This window comes from Cryobacterium sp. GrIS_2_6, assembly GCF_035984545.1.
Classification (GTDB): Bacteria; Actinomycetota; Actinomycetes; order Actinomycetales; family Microbacteriaceae; genus Cryobacterium.
In genome coordinates this window covers 3,839,207-3,859,440 of the sequence record NZ_JAXCHP010000001.1, presented here as the reverse complement: position 1 = coordinate 3,859,440, position 20,234 = coordinate 3,839,207, and the positions used below count along the sequence as shown (strand labels likewise).

The following is a 20,234-nucleotide window of genomic DNA, read 5'->3' as shown; positions in this document are numbered from 1 at the left end:
CTAGCGCTCCTCGTCCTGGCGCTCGAGCCGGGTCTGGAAAGTGATGAAGATGATCGCGACGATGGCGACCACGACGGTCAGGGCCGTGGCGATCGTTGCGCCATAGCCGACCTGCTGGTTCTGGAAGAACTCGCTGTAGGAGTAGTAGCTCGGAACCATGGTCGAGGTGCCCGGCCCGCCGCGGGTCAGGGCGTAGATCGGGCCGAACACTTTGAGGGCTGCGATCGTGCAGGTCAGGGTCACGACGAAGATCTCCGGGCGGATGATGCCGACGGTGATGGCGCGGAACCGCTGGAACCAGTTGGCGCCGTCGAGCTCCGCAGCCTCGTAGAGCTCCGGGTCGACGCGCTGGAGGGCGGCCATGAATATCACGATCGGGTAGCCGAGCTGGACCCAGATCATGATGACCATGACGCAGGCCATCGCGGTGTCCGGGCTGCCGAGCCAGTTGTGTTCGAGGCCGCTGAGTCCGATGGCGCCGAGCACCTGGTTGAGCGCGCCGTTCTCCGGGCGGAGGATCCAGCCGATCACGATCGCCGCGATCACGGTCGGCAGGATCTGCGGGAGGTAGTAGGTGGCACGGAGGAAGCTGGCGAACTTGCCGCCGAATTTTTTGCCGACGAGGTCGAAGAGCATGGCCGCGAGAACGAGGCCGAGCAGGGTCGGTACGACGACCATGGCCACGATCATGGCGATCGAGTTCCCGAACGAGGTCCAGAACACGTCGTCGCCGAAGAGCTTGGTCCAGTTGTCCAGGCCGATCCAGACCGGAGGCTTGATACCGCGGTACTTGGTGAAGGTCAGGAAGAAGTTCCAGCCCAGCGGAACCAGGACGATGATGGTGAGCAGGAGCAGGCCCGGCACCAGGTAGAGCCAGAAACCCTTGCCGCCCGCGCCGGGGATGAGGCTCTGCACAGGTGCGCGGCGAACGCGCTTGCCCGCAGGCTTGCCCGCCCGGCGCGGGTGCGATTCGGTTGTCTCAGTGGCCAGCGGGGCTGTCATGACCATCGCCTTGCCTTTCTTCAGTTCAGGGGTCTGCCGCGCAGCCACGACGCCGTGCCTGCGCGGCAGGAAGAGGGGGGTGCGGGTCGCGCCGGGGAGGCGCGACCCGCGGCGGACTACTTCTTGATGTCCTTGATGCCGTCGTTGTATTCGGTGCCGAGTTCGGTCAGGACGTCCTTGGACGACTTGGTGCCGTTCATGAGCTCCTGCAAGCCGGCGTTCAGCTGGTCGTAGAAGGTCGGGGTGGGCCAGTCGGGGTAGAAGCCGATGCCGTCGCGCGCGGTGAGCGTGTTGAAGTTGGCGATCAGTTCCTGGCTCTTCGGGTCCGTGATGTCCGAGGCGTTCGCGGCGACGGGGACGCCACCGTTGTTGCCGATCAGTGCCTGGATCTCCGGGCGCATCGTGATGTCGATGAATGCGGCGGCGAGGTCCTTGTTCTTGGCCTTCTCGGGGACGACCCACATGTTTCCGCTGGATCCGGGAGACATCGTGGCGCCGGGGTAGAGGAAGGTGCCGAAATCGAAGCCCTTGATCTCTGTCGTGAAGCGGTTGTACCACCAGCTGCCGGAGAAGAAGATCGGGCTCGTCCCAGCGATGAACGCGGTGCCGGCATCCTCTGCCTTGGTCCCGGTGGCGTCCTTGGAGATGTAACCCTTGTCGGTCCAGTCCTTGATGGTGTTGGTCGCGTAGGTCAGTTCCTTGCCCTGCCAGTCAACGTCACCGGTGTAGAGCTGGTAGTCGTTGACGAAGCTGCGGTCTGCCTTGGTCAGCGCGAGCTGGTACCAGAGCTGGCCGAGCGGGTACTCGGCTGCCGACTCGGCCAGCGGGGTGATCCCGGCGTCCTTGAAGGTCTTCAGTGCGGCTTCGAACTCGGCCTGCGTGGTCGGGATCGCGACGTTGTACTTCGCGAACATGTCCTTGTTGTAGTAGGCCTCGACGAATTCGCCGTAGTTCGGAACGCCGTACCAGGAGCCGGAGCCCATGATGCCGTTTTCGTCATACTTGGCGGTGGTCTGCAGGGAGGGGGCGAGCTTCGCGTCCCAGCCGTACTGGCTGACGTAGTCGTCGAGGTTGCTGAGCAGCCCCTGGCTTGCGAGCAGGCCGGCGGTGGCGTTGCCCTTGTTGTACTCGAGGATGTCGGGGGCCTGGTCGGAGTTGAGGACCTGGCTCGCGGTCGAACGGATCTGCTCGAAGCTCTTCGCTTCGAACTTCACCTTCGCGCCGGTCTCCTTTTCGAAGACCTTGATCGCCTCGTTCCAGGCGATTCCCATCGCGCTGGTGTCGGACTCGAAGTCCCAGAGCGTCAGGGTCTTGCCGGTGCCGTCAACCGGCCCGCTGCTCGCTGCGGTTGTCGACCCGCCGGTTGAACCGCTCGCACAGCCGGTCAAGAGTGCCGCTGCCGCCGTCATTGCGACGACAGCGAGGGCGCGCTTTCCTAATCTCACGTTCTACCTCCTTGTAGTGGCGACACCGATTCCTGTCGCCGATGACGACCCCAGCGCGAGCGGAATCGAAACGCTTCGATAATTGCTGTGCCTATCGTCTGCCGAAACGCTTCGACAGTGGGTCGCTTTGAAGCATAGGTGCCCGCGGATGCGTGCACAAGATGTTTGTTGATATTCGCAACATATCCGCGTCGCGAGCATCCGCCCGGCCGTGGTCCCCCGAATCCTCCAGCTGAGGTGTCATCGACGACCGAAGGCGGCACGGCGCACCCGCGCGCGAAGATCGCGCCGCGGGGCACCCGGCTTCATCCGGTACATGTCGGCGTCCGCCCTCGCGAACAGATCCTCCGCGCTCGCGCCGTGCGCCCCGATGGCCACGCCGATGCTGGCCCGGAGCGCGAGGGTGAGGTCTCCGATCGGGAACACCGAGCGCATCCGCTCGGTGATGCGCTCGACGAGGGCCGACGCCTCGGGAATGCCGCCGGTGATGAGGATGACGAATTCATCGCCGCCGAGGCGCGCGACGAGGTCACTGGGCCGGACCACGGCGCTCAGCCGCTCGGCGACCAGGCAGAGCACGGTGTCGCCGACGGCGTGACCGTGCCGGTCGTTGATGGACTTGAAGTCGTCGAGGTCGCAATAGACCAGCGCCACCTCCCCGGGCTCCCGGCCGACGGCCTCCTCGAGGGCCGAAATGAACTGCCGGCGATTGGCCAGGCCGGTCAGGTCGTCATGGTTCGCGGCCCGGTCGAGCTGACGCTCTGCGTGGACGAGTCCCGTGATGTCGCGCGACACACTCAGGTATTGCGTGACGCGGCCCTCGGCGTTGCGCTTGAACGGGGTGAGTCCACGCTCGACCCACAGGCTGCGCCCGTCGGCGGTCACCATCCGGTGCCGGCAGTGCACGACCTCGTGATCGAGGGCCAGCCGCACTCGCTCCTGGGCGTCGCGGTAGATGCCCCGGTCTTCGTTGGGAACGGCGCGGTCCCGTTCAGCCGGGTCCGACAGGCCCTCGACGCTGTAGCCGTAGGTCTCGCTCAGGGACTTCGACGCCCAGAGAAGCTTCTCCCCGTCAAGGTCGAACACCGTGATCAGGTCGGGGGTCGTCTCGAGGACGGCGTTCTGGAATTCGAGCACTTCCCCGAGACGTTGCTGCGCCGCCATCCGCTCCGAGACGTCGGCGACCTGGACGAAGAAGCCTCCGGCGATGTCTGGCTGGTAGTCGACCTGCAAGTGGCGCGTCACGCCACCGGCGTCGACGAGGGTCCGGTCGAAATGCTGCGGGATTCCGTCGAGTGCGCCACGCACCATGGGAAAGTTAGTCGCGTAGAGCTCGGAGCCGAGCACCTCGCTGATATGCCGGCCGCGCATTGCCGCGGCGTCACCGCCGAGAAGCATGCCGTACGCGGTGTTGGCGAGGTCGCAACGGAGGTCGTTGTTCCAGTGCCCGATCAGGGCGGGGACCCGGTCGATTGCGGTTCGCAGGAGGTCCCGTTCTGCCACGAGTGCCTCGTAGTCGTCCATCGTCACCTTCGCCCGAGGAATGCGACCACGGCAACCCGTCGAAGCTCCCCACTTGGAGGGTACAGGTCCCGGGGCATTCCACACCCTTCCCGGAGAAGATCCGGCGGTGGGACCCGGCTTCCCGGGTCGGGAGCTGGTCAGGATCGCGGGGAGGCCCTGGGCCGATCCGGCGGCGGCGCGATCGAGCCGCGCTCGTAGAAACGCGGAGGGACGAGTTCGATGCGGGGCTCGATCGGACCGCTCACCTGCTCGATGGCGAGCGTGACCGCGCGCCAGCAGGAGTCGGCGGCGACGAGCGGGATCGTGTCGAGGGGAGGCTCGAAGTGATCGGTCTCGAAGCTCGCACAGGCCGCAAGCACCGAGAGATCGCGGGGTACCCGCAGGCCCCGTTCACGCAACACGTCCAGCACCGCGGTGTGCATGCTCTCCTCGGCATGGAGGACGAGCGCCGTCGTCTCCGGGCGCTCCGCGAAGAGCGCATCGAGGGCGATCCGGACGCTCGGACCGTCCCGCTCGGGCATCACGAACGCCGTCTCGACCCCGTGGGCCGCAGCGGCCGCGAAGAAACCGTCGCGGAACCGGGGCGGGAAATTCGAGCCGCGGGCATAGACGCCGGGAGAGTGCCCGATCAGCCCGATCGACCGGTGCCCGGCTGCCACCAGCTTCTCGACCGCGAGCGCCGCAGCGGCCTCGAAGTCGAGGTCGACGCAGACGAGACCGGCAGCATCCCGCGGAATCCCGATGAAGGTCGCCGGTACGCCGAGCTCGCGGATGACCGCGACCCTGTCGTCGTCGCCCGCCACGTCGAGCACGATGATGCCGTCGACGAGACTGCTCGACGCCACCCGGCGCAACCCGCTCGTCGCCTCGTCCTGGGTGAGCAGCAGCACGTCGTAGTCGTGTTCGCGGGCGGCCTGCGCGACCGCGAGCACGAAGGCCATGTGCGCCGGCGCATAGGTATCCGCGTGAAAAGGCGCCGTGAGGGCGAAGATGTTGGTGCGGGTGCCCGCGAGCATCCTCGCCCCTGCGTTCGGACGATAGCCGAGACTCTCGACGGCATCGAGCACGCGCAGCCGAGTGGATGCCGCGATCGACCGCTTGCCGGACAGCGCGTAGGACACCGTGCTGATCGAGACACCGGCAACCCGCGCAACGTCGTGGATGCTCGCCATGACGCCGACCTCGCTTCCCGAAAATAAATGTCTTGTGGCACAGTCTGACCCATGAACCAATGGACCAGAACCATCCCGTCCCGGGTTTGTTGTGAGATTCTACTTAAACGGGTCAGGGGTCACGGATGCCGACAGTCCGGTCACTAGGGTGGTCAGGCATGACGGTCTTCGCGAATCCGGTCCTGCCCGGAATGTACCCCGATCCCTCGGTCTGCCGGGTCGGCGACACCTTCTACCTTGCCAATTCGTCGTTCGAGTACTTCCCCGGCCTCCCGGTGCACTCGAGCACCGACCTCGTCACCTGGACGCCCCTCGGCCACGCGATCGACCGCACCGGGCAGGCCGGCCTGCTCGACCTCGCCGGGGTGCCGGACTCCGGCGGCCTCTATGCGCCGACCCTGCGCCATCACGACGGTCTGTTCTTCCTCGCCTGCACCGTTGTCGGCGGCGCGGCGGACGCGTCGTTCTTCCTCACCGCGACCGACCCGGCCGGCCCCTGGTCCGATCCGGTGTTCCTCGAGAGCGCGCGCGGCATCGATCCGACGGTCTTCTTCCACGAGGGCAGGGTCTGGTGGGCCGGCTGCCGCCTCGTCGAACCCGGCGCATACCCCGGCCAGACCGAGATCTGGCTCCGCGAGCTCGACCCGGTCGTCGGGCGACTCTTCGGCCCGGAGCACATCCTCTGGAATGGCGCGGTTGCCGGTGCGGTGTGGGCGGAGGGCCCGCACCTCTTCGCGCACGACGGGTGGATCTACCTCCTCGCCGCCGAGGGCGGCACCGAACGGAACCACGCCGTCTCGGTCGCCAGGTCGCGGTCCGTCACGGGCCCGTACGTCGGGAACCCCGCCAACCCGATCCTGAGCCACCGCCAGCTGGGAGCCACCGCGTGCGTGCAGAACGTCGGGCACGCCGACCTCGTCGAGGCAGGGGACGGCTCCTGGTGGGCCCTCGCCCTCGGCGTGCGCAGCCGCGCGGGCGGCCACGTGCTCGGAAGGGAGACCTTCCTCGCACCCGTCGCCTGGGAGTCGGGCTGGCCCGTGTTCAACCCGGGTGCAGGCCGGCTCGGCGAGCGCGGCAGCACACCGTTCACGAGCGCGGATGCGCCCACCCCGGCCGAACTGCGCGACACATTCCCGCCGGGCCCGCTCGCGGCGCACTGGCTCGGCGTGCGCGGGCCGGTGCCGGGAGCGCACACCTCGGCGGCCGGCTTGCATTTCGAGCCTCCTGCGCCACAGGCCCCGGCCGGGTCGACATCGGCGCCACGGGCCGTGACGAGGACGCCGGCCGCGTTCCTCGGGTACCGTTTGCGGCATCTCGACGTGCGGGCCGGTATCCGCCTGGTACTGCCGCACCCGGGGGCCACGGCCGGGCTCGCCCTGCGGCAGAGCGAGGATTTCGGCCTGCGCCTCGCGCTTGCGCACGCGCCGGCCGGCTGGGCGGCGACCGCGATCGCGCGCGCGGCCGGCACCGATGCGGTGCTCGGCAGTGTGCCGATCGGCCCCGTCCCGCCGGGCTCGGTCCTCGGCCTCACCGCCGAGCTGTCCGCGGCGGGGGTCGAATTCGCGGTCACGGTCGCCGGCCAGACGCGCGTCGTCGCCCACACGGATGCCGCCATCCTGACGACCGAACGCGCCGGCGGCTTCGTGGGCACGCTCGTCGGGCCTTTCGTGAGCGGCGAGACCGGGCACCCGGTCACGGTCACCGGCTTCGACTACGTGCCGACGGCATCCGCCACGCCCTGACCGAACCGATTCGACGGAGTTTTTGCCCGGAAAGCGCTTCAAACGCGCTCCCACGCGCAAAAAACCCAAAAAGTCCGTCGAATCGGTTCGGAGTCAGGCGAGAGGGGCCGTACTCTGCCGCGTGACGAGGCTCGTCGCAAGATCCATCCGCTGCACGGTTCCGCCAGGGGAATGCCGCATGCTGACCGCGAGATTCGCCGCGGCCTCCGCCATCTCGGTGAGCGGCTGCCGGATCGTCGTGAGCGGCGGCCCGACCCACCGGGCGAGGGGGAGGTCGTCGTAGCCGACGACCGAGAGGTCGGCGGGGATGCGCAGCCCCAGCGCCCTGGCCGCCTCGTACACGCCCATCGCCTGGAGGTCGCTCCCCGCGAAAATGGCGGTCGGCCGGTCCGGCCGGTCGAGCAGCTCGACCGCGCGCACCCGGGCCCCTTCCGGGTGAAAGTCACCGTCGAGCACGAGGGAGGAGTCGTAGGCGATTCCGGCCGCTTCGAGCGCGGCACGGTACCCGCCGATCCGCGCGATCGAACACAGCATGTCGACCGGGCCCCCGATCATGCCGATCCGGGTGTGCCCGAGGTCGATGAGGTGCCGGGTCGCCGCGAGGCCGCCAAACCAGTTCGCCGAGCCGATCGAGGGAACGTCCGGGGTCGGCTCCCCCGCCGGGTCAACGACGACGAAGGGGATGCCGCGGGTCGCGAGCTTCTGCTTCTGCTCCCCCGAGAGGTCCGAGAAGACCAGGATCACCCCGACCGGATTGCGGGCGATCACGCCGTCGATCCACTCCACGGACGGCGCGTGCCTGTCGCCGCTCTCGGTGAGGACGATGCTGAGCCCGTTCGCCCGCGCGACGCGCTCGACCCCGCGGATGATCTCGATCGCCCAGACGCTCTCGAGCTCGTGGAAGACGAGCTCGAGCAGCGGCGCGGAGGCCGCTGCGTCGCCGCGCCGGCTGTACCCGTTGCGGGAGAGCAGCTCTTCGACCCGGGTGCGCGTCGCCGGGGCGACGTCGCCGCGCCCGTTGAGCACCTTGGACGCGGTGGAGAGCGACACGGCCGCGAGCGCGGCGATCACCGACAGGGTCACGCGGTCCGGACTCTCCCGGCCTTCTTCGACGATCGACATGGCCTCATTCTTCCCGAAGCCTCAGCCCCGTGCATCCGTTTGGTTTGTAGCTTGACGCAACAAACCCTGCGCCATAGACTCCAGTCATCCTAATCACTTTCGGCAACTTTGCCGAAACTTTTGAGAGGCGTTCAATGTCGAACACGAGCAGGTGGCTCAAACGAGCCGTCGCCGCATCCGCAGTAATCGCGTTGGGAGTCACGCTCTCCGCGTGCTCCGGCACATCAGGCAGCACCGCCAACAGCAACCGTCCGGAAAATGTCATCCACGTCGCCGTCTACGGAGACGCAGGCAACACCGTCGAGCAGGCCATGGTCGACAAATTCAACGCCACCTCCAAGGTCCAGGTCATCCTCGACCGGATCCCCGGCGCCAACTACCAGCAGAAGCTCCAGACGATCATCAGCACCGACGCGGCGCCCGACGTCTTCTTCAACTGGGGCGGCGGCAGCATCCAGCCGTTCGTGAAAGCCGACCTCCTCCTCCCCCTCACCGACATGATCAAGTCAGACCCGGCCCTCGAGTCGAGCTTCCTGCCCTCGGTCTTCAACGCCGCCGCGATCGACGGCGTGCCATACGGCATCCCGATGCGCGGCACCCAGCCGGTCATCCTGTTCAACAACAAGCAGGTCCTGACGGATGCGGGAATCGAAGCCCCGAAGACCTGGGACGACCTGCTCGCCGACGTCAAGGTCCTTTCTGCGAAGGGAATCACCCCGATCGCCCTCGGCGGCGCCGACCAGTGGCCGACCTTGATGTGGTTCGAGTACCTCTTCGACCGCGTGGCCGGCCCCGACCTCCTCACGAAGGCCATCGGCGGCGACACGACCGTCTGGGACTCCGCTGACGGCAAGGCAGCACTCACCAAGCTCAAGGCCCTCATCGATGCGGGCGCCTTCGGCACCAACTTCGACTCCGTGAGCTTCGTCGACGGCGGCTCGCCCGCGCTGCTCCGCACCGGCAAGGCTGCCTTCGAGCTCATGGGCTCATGGGAGTACTCCACCCAGCAGACCGCCGACAAGGCGTGGACCGAAGCCAACCTCGGCTACACCGGCTTCCCGTCGATCGCCGATGGCAAGGGTGACGGCGCCGACCTCGTCGGCAACACGAACAACTACTACTCTGTCATCAAGGCCACCCGCTATCCGGACACCGCCCGTGACTTCCTGAAACTGATGTACTCCGACGAATTCGTCCAGGCCCAGCTCGGTATCGGCAACCTCCCCACGACGACCACGACCGAGAAGTTCCTCGACCAGGCCGCCGACCCGGCATACGCGACCTTCCAGTTCAACCTGGTCAAGGATGCACCCGCGTTCCAGCTCTCCTGGGACCAGGCATACCCCCAGTCGGCATCCGCCGACATGAAGACCGCGGTTTCGCAGTTCTTCACCGGCAAGCTCGACGTCGCCGGCTTCATCTCCGCGATGCAGGCACTCTAGGTAACTGACCATGAAGCGTCCAACCACCGGGCGCTCACGGCACTCGGGCGGCCCCAACGTGGGCCGCCCGGGCTTCGCCTGGGCCCTCCCCGCCACAGTCTTCTTCGCCCTCTTCGCGATCGTCCCCCTCATCGGCGTAGCGGTGATGTCCTTCACGAGCTGGAGCGGCCTGGGCTCTCCGGAGTTCAACGGGCTCGACAACTGGAACAAGCTCCTCAGCGACAAGGTGATGATGCAGAGCCTCTGGTTGAGCGCCCTGCTCACCCTGCTCGGCGTCGTCATCCAGACCCCGCTCAGCATCCTGCTCGGCGTCTGGGCCGCGGGACAACAGAAGAACCGCGCCGTCCTCTCCGCGATCTACTTCATCCCGCTGCTGCTCTCCTCCGCGGCCGTGTCGGTGCTCTGGCGGGCCCTGCTCGACCCGAACTTCGGCATCCCCGGCCAGCTGGCCGGGATCTTCGGCGGCGACGGCAACCTGCTCGGCAGCCAGGCCGGCGCGATCGCCGTGCTGACCTTCGTCGGCGCGTGGCAGTTCACTCCGCTGCACACCCTGCTCTACCAGGGCGCTGCCCGGTCGGTCCCGCCCGTGCTCTACCAGGCAGCCGAGATCGACGGCGCCGGCACGATGCGCACGTTCTTCAGCATCACCCTGCCGCAGCTGCGCAACACCATCGTGACCTCCGGCATCCTGATGGTCGTCGGCGGCCTCACCACGTTCGACACCGTGCTCATCCTGACCAAGGGTGGGCCGGGCACCGACACCACCATCACGCCGTACTACATGTACCGGAAGGCGTTCCAGTCCTTCGACTTCGGCGTCGGCAGCGCGATCGCGCTCGTCCTCGTGGTCATCGCGACGGCCATCTCGCTCATCATGGTCAGGGCGACCGGCTACGACAAGATGAACAGCGCCCAGGAAGGCATCTGATGAAGCCCCGACCGAATTACTTCGCAGGGGCCGGCAGCATCATCTGGCTCCTGATCGTCCTCGTCCCGATCTACGTCATGGTCACGGCGACGATCCAGACCCAGCAGGGCTACGCATCCGCCGGCCCGCTGTCATTGCCGAGCTCGTTCACCCTCGACAACTTCGGCGCCCTCGTCACGGGCGGGTTCCTCACCTACGTGTGGAACACCGTCATCGTCACGGTGAGCGTCGTCGCGATCGTCGTGCTCGTCGTCCCGCCGCTCTCCTACGCGGTCGTCCGCAGCCGGAGCCGGGGCATCTCGCTGATCTTCCGCACCTTCCTGCTCGGCCTCGCGATCCCGGCCCAGGCCGTCATCGTGCCGATCTTCTACCTGATCTCGGTCGCCGGGCTCTACGACAGCCTGATCGGCATCATCCTGCCGACGGCGGCATTCTGCCTGCCGATCTGCACCCTGATCCTGACCGGCAGTATGCGCGACATCACCCCGGAGCTCTACGAGACCATGGCCATGGACGGTGCGACGCCGATGCGCAGCTTCTTCCAGCTCGTGCTTCCCCTCTCCAAGAGCGGCATCTCGACGATCATCGTCTTCTCCGCGCTCCAGGCGTGGAACGGGTTCCTGTTCCCCCTGATCCTGACCCAGTCGGCCTCGACCAAGGTGATCACCCTCGGACTGTTCGACTTCCAGTCGCAGTACGGCGTCAACATCCCGGGGCTGATGGCGGCCGTGCTGCTCTCGATGCTCCCGGTTCTCTTCGTGTACCTATTCGCCCGGCGCGCTCTCGTTCAGGGCCTCATGGGCGTCGGAGGCAAGTAACCATGACCGACACACTCTCCCCCGTTCCGTCCGAGGCCCCTGCCCGGGCAGATGCCGCGCCGCACGCCTGGCAGGACACCGCACGCTCCCCCGCCGAGCGCGTCGACACTCTGCTCTCCGCGATGACCCTGCGCGAGAAAGTCGCCCAGCTCTACGGAGTCTGGGTCGGCGCCTCCAACGACGGCGGGGGCGTCGCCCCGTACCAGCACGACATGGAGGACGTCCTCGACCTCGACGCCCTCCTGCCGCACGGCCTCGGCCAGCTGACCCGGCCGTTCGGCTCCGGGCCCGTCGACGCCGCCGTCGGCGTCGTCTCCCTCGCGTGCAGCCAACGTCGCATCGTCGCGGCCGGCCGCTTCGGCATCCCCGCCCTCGCTCACGAGGAGTGCCTCGCCGGCTTCACCGCGTGGGGCGCGACCGCATACCCGGTTCCGCTGGCCTGGGGCGCGACCTTCAACCCCGGCCTCGTGCAGGAGATGTCGAGCCGGATCGGCGCGAGCATGCGCTCCGTCGGAGTGCACCAGGGCCTCGCCCCCGTTCTCGACGTCGTACGCGACGCCCGTTGGGGCCGCGTCGAAGAGACCATCGGAGAGGACCCGATCCTCGTCGGCACCATCGCGACCGCCTATGTGCGCGGTCTCGAATCCGCAGGCATCGTCGCGACCCTCAAGCACTTCATCGGTTATTCCGCATCGAAGGCCGGCCGCAACCTCGCCCCCGTCTCGATCGGCCGCCGCGAATTCAACGACGTGCTCGTCCCGCCGTTCGAAATGGCGGTGCGCGAGAGCGGGGTCCGCTCCGTGATGCACGCGTACACCGACATCGACGGCGTGCCGACCGCCGCAGACCCGACCCTGCTCACCGGGCTCCTCCGCGACACCTGGGGCTTCACCGGAACGGTCGTCGCCGACTATTTCGGCATCGCCTTCCTGAAGACCCTGCACGCGATCGCCGCGACCTGGGGGGATGCCGCGGTGCAGGCCCTCCGCGCCGGCGTCGACGTGGAGCTGCCGACGGTCAAGACCTTCGCGGAACCGCTCCTCGCCGAGATCGACGCCGGCCGGCTTTCGAGCGACTACATCGACCGTGCCGCCCGGCGCGTGCTGCTGCAGAAGCTCGACCTCGGCCTGCTCGACGCCGACTGGTCGCCGCTCCCGGCCGGCTGGACCGAGACCGACCTCGCCGACGTCGAGGCCGTGCGCGGGCGGGTCGATCTTGATCCCGCCGCCAGCCGGAGCGTCGCGCGCCGGATCGCCGAACAGTCGGTCGTGCTGCTCACGAACGCCGGCCTGCTGCCGCTCGCGCCGACATCCGCTGGCTCACCGCTGCGGATCGCGGTCGTCGGCCCCAACGCCGACGACGCGCTCAACCTGCTCGGCTGCTATTCGTTCCCCGGCCACGTCGGCACCCTGCACCCCGAGGTGCCGATCGGCATCGAGATCCGCACGGTGCTCGAAGCCGTCCGCAGCGAGTACCCCACGGCGACCGTGACATACACGCCCGGAGTGACCGTCGACGGGACCGATGAGACCGGCATCGCGCCAGCGGCACGTGCCGCCGCCGACGCCGACCTCGTGATCATCGTGCTCGGCGACCGGCCCGGCCTGTTCGGTCGCGGGACCAGCGGGGAGGGCTGCGACGCCGAGTCGCTCGAACTGCCCGGCCGGCAGTGGCCGCTGCTCGACGCGGTCCTCGCGAGCGGCACCCCCGTCGTGACCGTGCTCGTCACCGGACGCCCGTACTTCCTGCACGATGCGCCCGACCGGGCCGCGGCCATGCTGCAGTCGTTCTTCCCCGGCGAGGAGGGCGCTGGTGCACTCGCCGGCGTGATCAGCGGCCGGGTCAACCCGTCCGGCCGGCTGCCCGTGAGCGTGCCGAACCACGCGGGCGGCCAGCCCGGCGGGTACCTCGCAGCGCCGCTCGGAAGCCGGAATGAGGTCTCCAACCTCGACCCGACCGCACGCTTCCCCTTCGGCCACGGTCTCGGCTACAGCGGCTTCGAGTGGACCGACGCCGCGATCGGTGCGGCCTCGATAACCACGGATGCCGCAACGACGGTCGCGCTCACGGTCACGAACGCGGGCGCCCTCCCCGGGGCCGACGTGGTGCAGCTCTACCTGCACGACCCGGTCGCCTCGGTCGTGCGCCCGGTGAACCGGCTGATCGGCTACGCGCGGGTCGAGCTCGGGGCGGGTGCGAGCGCACGCGTCGAGTTCGCGGTGCCCGCCGACCTGTCCGCGTTCACCGGCAGGGACGGCGACCGCATCGTCGAACCCGGTGCTCTCGAGCTGCGGCTCGGGCACTCGAGCGCGCTCTTCGCCGCAACCCTCGACCTGCGGCTCACCGGGCCCGTGCGCACCGTCGACCACACCCGCGCCCTCGTGGCCGCAGCGACAATCACCCCGCGCTGAAGCCCGGCCCGACCGGCCCGTTCCGGTCGCACCGATTGCCGGGTGGCGGTAGCGCGGCATCCGCTTTTCCCCTAATATGTTTATAGGTACAACAAATCATCAACGTCGCTGACAGACAAGGAACCTCATGGCCATCACGCCCACCCCCGCAGACAAATTCTCCTTTGGCCTCTGGACCATCGGCTACAACGGCGCTGACCCGTTCGGTGGGCCGACCCGTCCGCCGCTCGACGTCGTCGACGCCGTGGAGAACCTGGCGAAAATCGGGGCGTACGGCCTGACCTTCCACGACAACGACCTGTTCCCGTTCGGCTGCACGGAAGAGAAGCGCCAGTCGCAGATCGACCGCGTCAAGCAGGCCTGTGCAGACACCGGCCTGATCATTCCGATGATCACGACGAACCTGTTCAGCGAGCCCGTCTTCAAGGACGGCGGCTTCACCTCGAACGACCGCAGCGTCCGCCGCTTCGCCCTCCGCAAGGTGCTGCGCAACCTCGACCTCGCGGCCGAGCTCGGCGCGAAGACCTTCGTGATGTGGGGCGGGCGCGAAGGCGCGGAGTACGACTCGGCCAAGGACATCCGCTCGGCCCTCTCCCGATACCGCGAGGCCGTCAACCTGCTCGGCGATTACGTCACCGACAAGGGCTACGACATCCGCTTCGCGATCGAGCCCAAGCCGAACGAACCCCGCGGCGACATCCTGCTGCCGACGATCGGCCACGCGATGGCGTTCATCACGACCCTCGAGCGCCCCGACTTGGTCGGCGTGAACCCCGAGGTCGGCCACGAGCAGATGGCCGGGCTCAACTTCGCCGCCGGCATCGCCCAGGCCCTGTACCAGGGCAAGCTCTTCCACATCGACCTCAACGGCCAGCGCGGCATCAAGTACGACCAGGACCTCGTCTTCGGCCACGGCGACCTGCACAACGCCTTCGCGCTCGTCGACCTGCTCGAAAACGGCGGCCCGAACGGCGGCCAGGCCTACGAGGGCCCGCGCCACTTCGACTACAAGCCGAGCCGTACGGAGGACATCACGGGCGTCTGGGACTCCGCCAAGGCCAACATCCAGACGTACCTGCTGCTCAAGGAACGCGCCGCGTCCTTCCGCGCCGACCCCGAGGTGCAGCAGATGCTCGCCGCGGCCAAGGTGCCCGACCTCGCACTGCCGACCCTCGGCGAAGGCGAGACGTACGAGGACCTGCTCGCCGACCGCGCCTCCTACGAGGACTTCGACACCGACGCGTACTTCGGCGGCAAGGGCTTCGGCTTCGTTCGCCTGCAGCAGCTGGCCCTCGAGCACCTGCTCGGCGCCCGCAACTAACACCGCATCACCTGCGCGCCCCGGCCGGCGTGTCACGCTCATCTGGGGGGCGCGACAAACCGGCCGGGGCGCGTTCGCGCACGCCGCGCCCGCACTTCCTCACCCACACCTCACCCCTCTCGAAGCGGAGAATGTAGTCATGTCACTGGTTGCCGGAGTCGATTCCTCGACCCAAAGCTGCAAGGTCGTCGTTCGTGACACGGAAACCGGTGCGCTCGTTCGCAGCGGCCGCGCCGTGCATCCGGAGGGAACCGAGGTCGACCCGCAGAAGTGGTGGGAGGCCCTGCAGGCCGCCATCGCCGACGCCGGCGGACTCGGCGATGTCGCCGCGATCTCGATCGCGGCCCAGCAGCACGGCATGGTCGTCCTCTCCAGTGACGGCCGCGTCATCCGCCCGGCCCTGCTCTGGAACGACACCCGCAGCGCCCCCGCAGCCGCAGAGCTGATCGACGAGTTCGGCGCCCCCGAATACGCCCAGCGCACCGGCCTCGTGCCGGTCGCGTCGTTCACAGCGACGAAGCTGCGCTGGCTGCGCGACGCCGAACCGGGCAACGCCGCGCGCGTCGCCGCGGTCGCGCTCCCCCATGACTGGCTCACCTGGCGGCTGCGCGGCTTCGGACCGGCCGACGAAAGCCCTCTCGGCCCCGACCTGACGGCGCTGACCACCGACCGCTCCGACGTGAGCGGCACCGGCTACTGGTCGCCGATCACGGGCGAGTACGACCTCGACATCTTCGAGCGCGCCCTCGGGCACTCGGCCGTGCTGCCGCGCGTGCTCGGCCCGGGTGAGATCGCCGGCGAGACGGTCGCACTCGGCCTCGCCTCCCCTGACGAATTCGACGGAGATCGTGCCGATTCGACACCTGAGACGACCAGTACATCGTTCACCGACCTGGGATCTCCGTCGAATTGGTTACCTGCGGGCATCGTCGTCGGCGTCGGCGCCGGCGACAACGCGGGCGCCGCCCTCGGCCTCGGAGCGGGCGACGGCGACGTCATCGTGTCGATCGGCACGAGCGGCACCGTCTTCGCGGTGACCACGACCCCGGCAACGGATGCCACGGGCACGGTCGCCGGGTTCGCCGACGCGAGCGGGCTCTTCCTTCCGCTCGTCGCGACGCTCAACGCCGCGCGCGTGCTCGACGCGGTGCGCGGACTCCTCGGCGTGGACCACGACGAGCTCGGCCAACTCGCCCTCGAGGCGGAGCCCGGCGCGAACGGCCTCGTGCTCCAGCCCTATTTCGAAGGCGAGCGCACCCCGAACCTGCCCAACGCGACCGCGACCCTTTTCGGGCTCACCCTCGCCTCGACGACCCGGCCGAACCTCGCCCGCGCGGCGATCGAGGGCCTGCTCTGCGGGCTCGCCGACGGCCTCGAGGCCGTGCGCGGCCAGGGCGTCGTCGTCTCCCGGGTGCTCTTAATCGGCGGCGCAGCGCAGAACCCGGCCGTCCGCGGCATCGCGGCGCAGCTCTTCGACAACCCCGTCGTCGTTCCGGCCCCGGGTGAGTATGTCGCGGACGGCGCGGCCGTGCAAGCGGCGTGGGCGCTGACGGGAGCGCGACCGGAGTGGCGCATCTCGCTCGCGGCGGAGCCGGCGATCGACTTCCGCCCCGTCATCCGCTCGCAGTACGCCGCCCACCGCGTCTGACCCACCCCGCCTGCCCCGTCAGAGTGCGCTGATCCGCCAGCTCGCCTCGTGGGTGTCTCCTGGCGCAAGACGCACGAGGTCGATGCCGGAGTTGAACGCGTCCGGAGGGCACGTCATCGGCTCCACCGCGAGGCCGAGCCGAGTGACCCCGGGGAGCGGCAGGTCCGCGGTGTGCACCTGCAGCCACGGGCATTCCGGCCCGAAGCTCATGGCCACACCGCGTCCGTCGGCCTCCCGCAGTTCGAGGGTCGCCCGCCCGCCGGAGTCCTGGATGATGCCCGTGAACGCGTGGTCGATCTCCGTCGCAGCCAGCACCCGGGGCTCCCGGAAGTCGAAGGCCCCGTCGCCGGCCGCGACGTCGACGACACCGACCGGCAGCAGCCGGTCCGGTGTGACCTCGAGGAACCGGTCGGCCGGAAGTCTGAGCGTCCAGCTGTCCAGCGGGGAATCCCCTGCGCGCAGGTACGGATGCGGGCAGACGCCATACGGCGCCGTGCCCGCTCCCGAGTTGCACACCTCGATCGTGGAGGTCAGCCCATCCGCGGCGAGCGCGTAGCGGGCCGTGAAGTCGAGCTGGAACGGATAGCCGGGACCGGCGGGCAGCCTCAGTCCGAGCACGACCTCGCCGGACGCCCGCGCGAGCAGCCGCCAGGCCCGGTCGAACACGAGCCCGTGCAGCGCGCAGTCCCTCGACGGCTCGTTGACCGGCAGGTGCACGGCCACCCCGTCGACCGGGTAGCGACCGTCCGCGATCCGGTTGGGCCAGGGCGCCGCGAGCGCGCCGCGGAAGCCGACCATGGCCTCGTCCCGGTCAAAGCTCACGACCAGGTCGCGCCCCTCGTACTGCAGCAGGCGCAGGCACGCGCCGACCTCGGTCACGACCGCGCGGTAGCCGTGCCCCGCGATCTCGTACTGCTCGCCGCTCGGCGCGGGGCTGAGTCCCGCCCTCGTGGTCTCGCTGGTCATGATTCCTGTCCTCGCTCTTCGGATGCCGCGGGCACCGTCACCGGGTCGCGCGATTCCGAGGACTCACGCTCGATCACCCGGAAGTCGGCCAGGAACTCTCGCGGCGCCTCCGGGGCTGTGGCATTGATCCGCTCGAGCAGCACCCGCACGGCGGTCTCGGCGATCTCGCCCCTCCCGGGATCGACCGTCGAGAGCGTCGGAAGGCTGTACCGGGTCTCGTCGAGATCATCGAAGCCCATCAGCGCCACGTCCTCCGGAATGCGCAGCCCAGCCTGCTGGAGCACGCGCATGGCGCCGAGGGCCAGGGTGTCGTTGAGCCCGAACACGGCGTCGAAGTCCACGCCGGAGGCGAGCAGCTCCCGCGTCGCTGTGGCGCCGTTCGAGCGGTGCCACAGGGTCGTGAACCCGATCAGGGCGGGGTCGAAGGGGATTCCGGCGGCCTCGAGGGCCTCCCGGTACCCGCGCAGGCGCAGGCCGGCCGAGCCGATCACTTCGCCCTCGTGCGCACCGACCACAGCGATCCGGCGGCGTCCCCGCCGGATCAGTTGTTCGGTCGCCGCCCTCGCGGCATCGACGTTGCGCATCGTGACGTGGTCGGTCGGTCCGTTGAAGATCCGCTCGCCGAGCAGCACGAGCGGGTAGCCGACCCGCAGGAAGTCCGCGTCGTCGTTGCCCATGCCGAGAGGGCTGAAGATCAGGCCGTCGGTGAGCTGCCGCCGGGGGCTCGAGAGCAGGCCGATCTCCCGGTCCCGGTCTCCCCCGGTCTGTTCGATCAGGACGGTGACGCCGTGGCTCTCCGCCGAGCGGATCACGGCATCCGCGAGCTCGGCGAAGTAGCTCAGGGACAGCTCGGGGACGGCGAGGCCGATCATGCCCGTCCGTCCGGAACGCAGGCTGCGTGCCGAGAGATTGGGGTGGTAGTCCAGCTCGGCGATGGCCTCGAGTACCCGCTGTTTGGTGGCGGGGCGGATGTGGGGGTGATCGTTGATCACGTTGGAGACGGTTTTGATCGACACTCCGGCGATTTGTGCCACATCGTGCAGTGTTGCCGCCATGGAGACCCTTCCGATTCGGGCGACGTTCGCAGCAGCGTTCGTCTCATCGCATAGTACAACGTTGTATGGCAGGCGGTGGGCGGGATCCGGCGCGATCCCGGCGGCCTGTGACGATCTGGGTCAGACCGCTTGACAAATCGATGTCCGCCTCGACAAAATCTAGTTACATCGTTTACTTACAACGATGTAAAAGATGTGATCGGCTCAGCGGATCTCGTCGCCAATACCGAGACAAGGGTGTCTGCACACCGGGAATGGACCTACACAAGTGAAAAAGATTCTGGCAATGGGGGGCGTCGCCATCATGCTCGCCGCCACGCTCAGCGGCTGCTCAAACGGGGCGGCCGAAGCAAGCTGCCAAAACAAGATCGTCAACTCGGCCGCAACCGTGGTCAACGTCTGGGCGTGGTATCCCGAATTCGAATCGGTCGTCGACCTGTTCAACAACACGCATGCCTCGGTGCAGGTCTGCTGGACCAACGTCGGTGCGGGCAATGACGAATACACCAAGTTCTCGACGGCAATCGAGGCCGGCTCGGGTGCTCCCGATGTCATCATGCTCGAGACCGAGGTCGTGCAGAGCTACATCCCGCGGGACGCCCTGGCCGACCTGACGAGTTACACGGCCGACATCAAGCAGAACTACTCCGAGGGGGCCTGGGCCGACGAGTCCAGCGGGGCAGGCGTCTACGCCATCCCCGTCGACGGCGGACCGGTCGGCATGCTCTACCGCAAGGACATCTTCGACAAGTACGGCATCGCGGTTCCGACGACCTGGGAAGAATACGCGGCCGCCGCGCAGGCCCTCAAGGATGCCGGATCGACCTCGATGATCACCGACTTCGCCGGCAACGGCCGGGCCTACCAGCAGGCGCTCTTCGCGCAGGCCGGCTCGATTCCCTATACCGTCGACGGAACGAACGTCACGGTCGACCTGAACGACGCCGCGAGCCTCAAGGTCCTCGCCTACTGGCAGGACCTGGTCTCCAAGGGCCTCGTCGGCACAGAGGACGCGTCGACGACCGACTACAACACGCACCTCGTCGACGGCACCTACGCTTCAACGATCGCGGCGGCCTGGCTGCCCGGCTACCTCGCCGGGTTCACCGGCGCCGAGAGCGGTGCCGTCTGGCAGGCCGCCCCGATCCCGCAGTGGGCAGGCGAAACGCCCAAGCAGGTCAACATCGGCGGTTCGGCCTTCTCGGTGACGAGCCAGGCCAAGGATAAGGATGCCGCCGCGACCGTCGCGAAGGACATCTTCGGAACCGAAGATGCCTGGAAGCTCGGCATTGAAAAGGCCGCACTCTTCCCGCTCTGGAAGCCGATCCTGACCTCCTCGTACTTCACCGATCGCGCCTACGACTTCTTCGGCGGCCAGCAGATCAACAAGGACGTCTTCCTCGCCGCCGCGAACGACTACAGCGGCTTCCAGGTCAGCCCGTTCCAGAATCTCGCCTACGACAAGCTCACGGAGGCCGTCAACTCGGTCTCGAGCGGTGCCGCCACGCCGGCGGATGCCCTCGCGACGTACCAGAAGGCCGTCACGGAGTACGCGACCTCACAGGGGTACACGGTCAAATAACCCGGACCCACGGTGGTCGGCCGGGCTCACGCACCGGCCGACCACCCGGCCCCTGG

Annotated in this window: 15 protein-coding genes; 8 read left to right on the top strand and 7 right to left on the bottom strand. The window is 68.3% G+C overall.

Features of this window, described 5'->3' with window-relative positions:
- The 4 genes from RCH22_RS18675 to RCH22_RS18660 all read right to left on the bottom strand — a co-directional run bounded on the left by RCH22_RS18675 (position 1) and on the right by RCH22_RS18660 (position 5,143).
- Entirely contained in the window at positions 1-1,002 is a 1,002-nt protein-coding gene (locus tag RCH22_RS18675; RefSeq protein ID WP_327015131.1) for a sugar ABC transporter permease, read from the bottom strand.
- Positions 1,003-1,118: 116 nt separating this feature from the next.
- Entirely contained in the window at positions 1,119-2,447 is a 1,329-nt protein-coding gene (locus RCH22_RS18670) for an extracellular solute-binding protein (protein ID WP_327015130.1), read from the bottom strand.
- Between the two features lie 240 nt (positions 2,448-2,687).
- Positions 2,688-3,971: a diguanylate cyclase gene (locus RCH22_RS18665; protein WP_327015129.1), complete on the bottom strand. Its 1,284-nt coding sequence runs from the start codon at positions 3,969-3,971 to the stop codon at positions 2,688-2,690.
- 137 nt (positions 3,972-4,108) lie between these two features.
- On the bottom strand, positions 4,109-5,143 hold the full coding sequence (locus RCH22_RS18660; RefSeq protein WP_327015128.1) for a LacI family DNA-binding transcriptional regulator: 1,035 nt from the start codon (positions 5,141-5,143) through the stop codon (positions 4,109-4,111).
- 158 nt (positions 5,144-5,301) lie between these two features.
- On the opposite strand from RCH22_RS18660, the gene RCH22_RS18655 reads away from it, so the two are divergent.
- The gene (locus RCH22_RS18655) at positions 5,302-6,885 is read left to right on the top strand and encodes a family 43 glycosylhydrolase (protein WP_327015127.1); all 1,584 of its coding nucleotides are present in this window, start codon (positions 5,302-5,304) and stop codon (positions 6,883-6,885) included.
- A gap of 93 nt (positions 6,886-6,978) precedes the next feature.
- Here the strand turns inward: RCH22_RS18655 and RCH22_RS18650 are convergent, their stop codons facing one another.
- The gene (locus RCH22_RS18650) at positions 6,979-8,007 is read right to left on the bottom strand and encodes a LacI family DNA-binding transcriptional regulator (RefSeq protein WP_327015126.1); all 1,029 of its coding nucleotides are present in this window, start codon (positions 8,005-8,007) and stop codon (positions 6,979-6,981) included.
- Positions 8,008-8,141: 134 nt separating this feature from the next.
- Here RCH22_RS18650 and RCH22_RS18645 point away from each other — a divergent pair, with 134 nt between their 5' ends.
- The 6 genes from RCH22_RS18645 to RCH22_RS18620 all read left to right on the top strand — a co-directional run bounded on the left by RCH22_RS18645 (position 8,142) and on the right by RCH22_RS18620 (position 16,575).
- A complete protein-coding gene (locus RCH22_RS18645) occupies positions 8,142-9,449 on the top strand; it encodes an extracellular solute-binding protein (RefSeq protein WP_327015125.1) in 1,308 nt (435 codons plus the stop codon).
- A 10-nt stretch (positions 9,450-9,459) separates the two neighbouring features.
- Complete coding sequence (locus tag RCH22_RS18640; protein ID WP_327015124.1) at positions 9,460-10,377, top strand: sugar ABC transporter permease; 918 nt, start codon at positions 9,460-9,462, stop codon at positions 10,375-10,377.
- Complete coding sequence (locus RCH22_RS18635) at positions 10,377-11,195, top strand: carbohydrate ABC transporter permease (RefSeq protein WP_327015123.1); 819 nt, start codon at positions 10,377-10,379, stop codon at positions 11,193-11,195. The genes RCH22_RS18640 and RCH22_RS18635 overlap by 1 nt, the downstream gene beginning before the upstream one ends.
- Positions 11,196-11,197: 2 nt before the next feature.
- Entirely contained in the window at positions 11,198-13,606 is a 2,409-nt protein-coding gene (locus RCH22_RS18630) for a glycoside hydrolase family 3 N-terminal domain-containing protein (protein WP_327015122.1), read from the top strand.
- A gap of 127 nt (positions 13,607-13,733) precedes the next feature.
- Entirely contained in the window at positions 13,734-14,927 is a 1,194-nt protein-coding gene (gene xylA, locus RCH22_RS18625; protein WP_327015121.1) for a xylose isomerase, read from the top strand.
- A 139-nt stretch (positions 14,928-15,066) separates the two neighbouring features.
- On the top strand, positions 15,067-16,575 hold the full coding sequence (locus RCH22_RS18620; RefSeq protein ID WP_327015120.1) for an FGGY family carbohydrate kinase: 1,509 nt from the start codon (positions 15,067-15,069) through the stop codon (positions 16,573-16,575).
- A gap of 18 nt (positions 16,576-16,593) precedes the next feature.
- On the opposite strand, the gene RCH22_RS18615 is transcribed toward RCH22_RS18620, so the two are convergent.
- Both RCH22_RS18615 and RCH22_RS18610 read right to left on the bottom strand, forming a co-directional pair.
- Positions 16,594-17,541: an aldose 1-epimerase family protein gene (locus RCH22_RS18615; RefSeq protein WP_327015119.1), complete on the bottom strand. Its 948-nt coding sequence runs from the start codon at positions 17,539-17,541 to the stop codon at positions 16,594-16,596.
- Positions 17,538-18,596, bottom strand: coding sequence for a LacI family DNA-binding transcriptional regulator (locus tag RCH22_RS18610; RefSeq protein WP_327015118.1), 1,059 nt, complete (start codon positions 18,594-18,596; stop codon positions 17,538-17,540). Before RCH22_RS18610 ends, RCH22_RS18615 begins: the two co-directional genes overlap by 4 nt.
- Before the next feature lie 286 nt (positions 18,597-18,882).
- Here RCH22_RS18610 and RCH22_RS18605 point away from each other — a divergent pair, with 286 nt between their 5' ends.
- A complete protein-coding gene (locus tag RCH22_RS18605; protein ID WP_327015117.1) occupies positions 18,883-20,178 on the top strand; it encodes an extracellular solute-binding protein in 1,296 nt (431 codons plus the stop codon).
- The last annotated feature ends 56 nt before the right edge of the window (positions 20,179-20,234 follow it).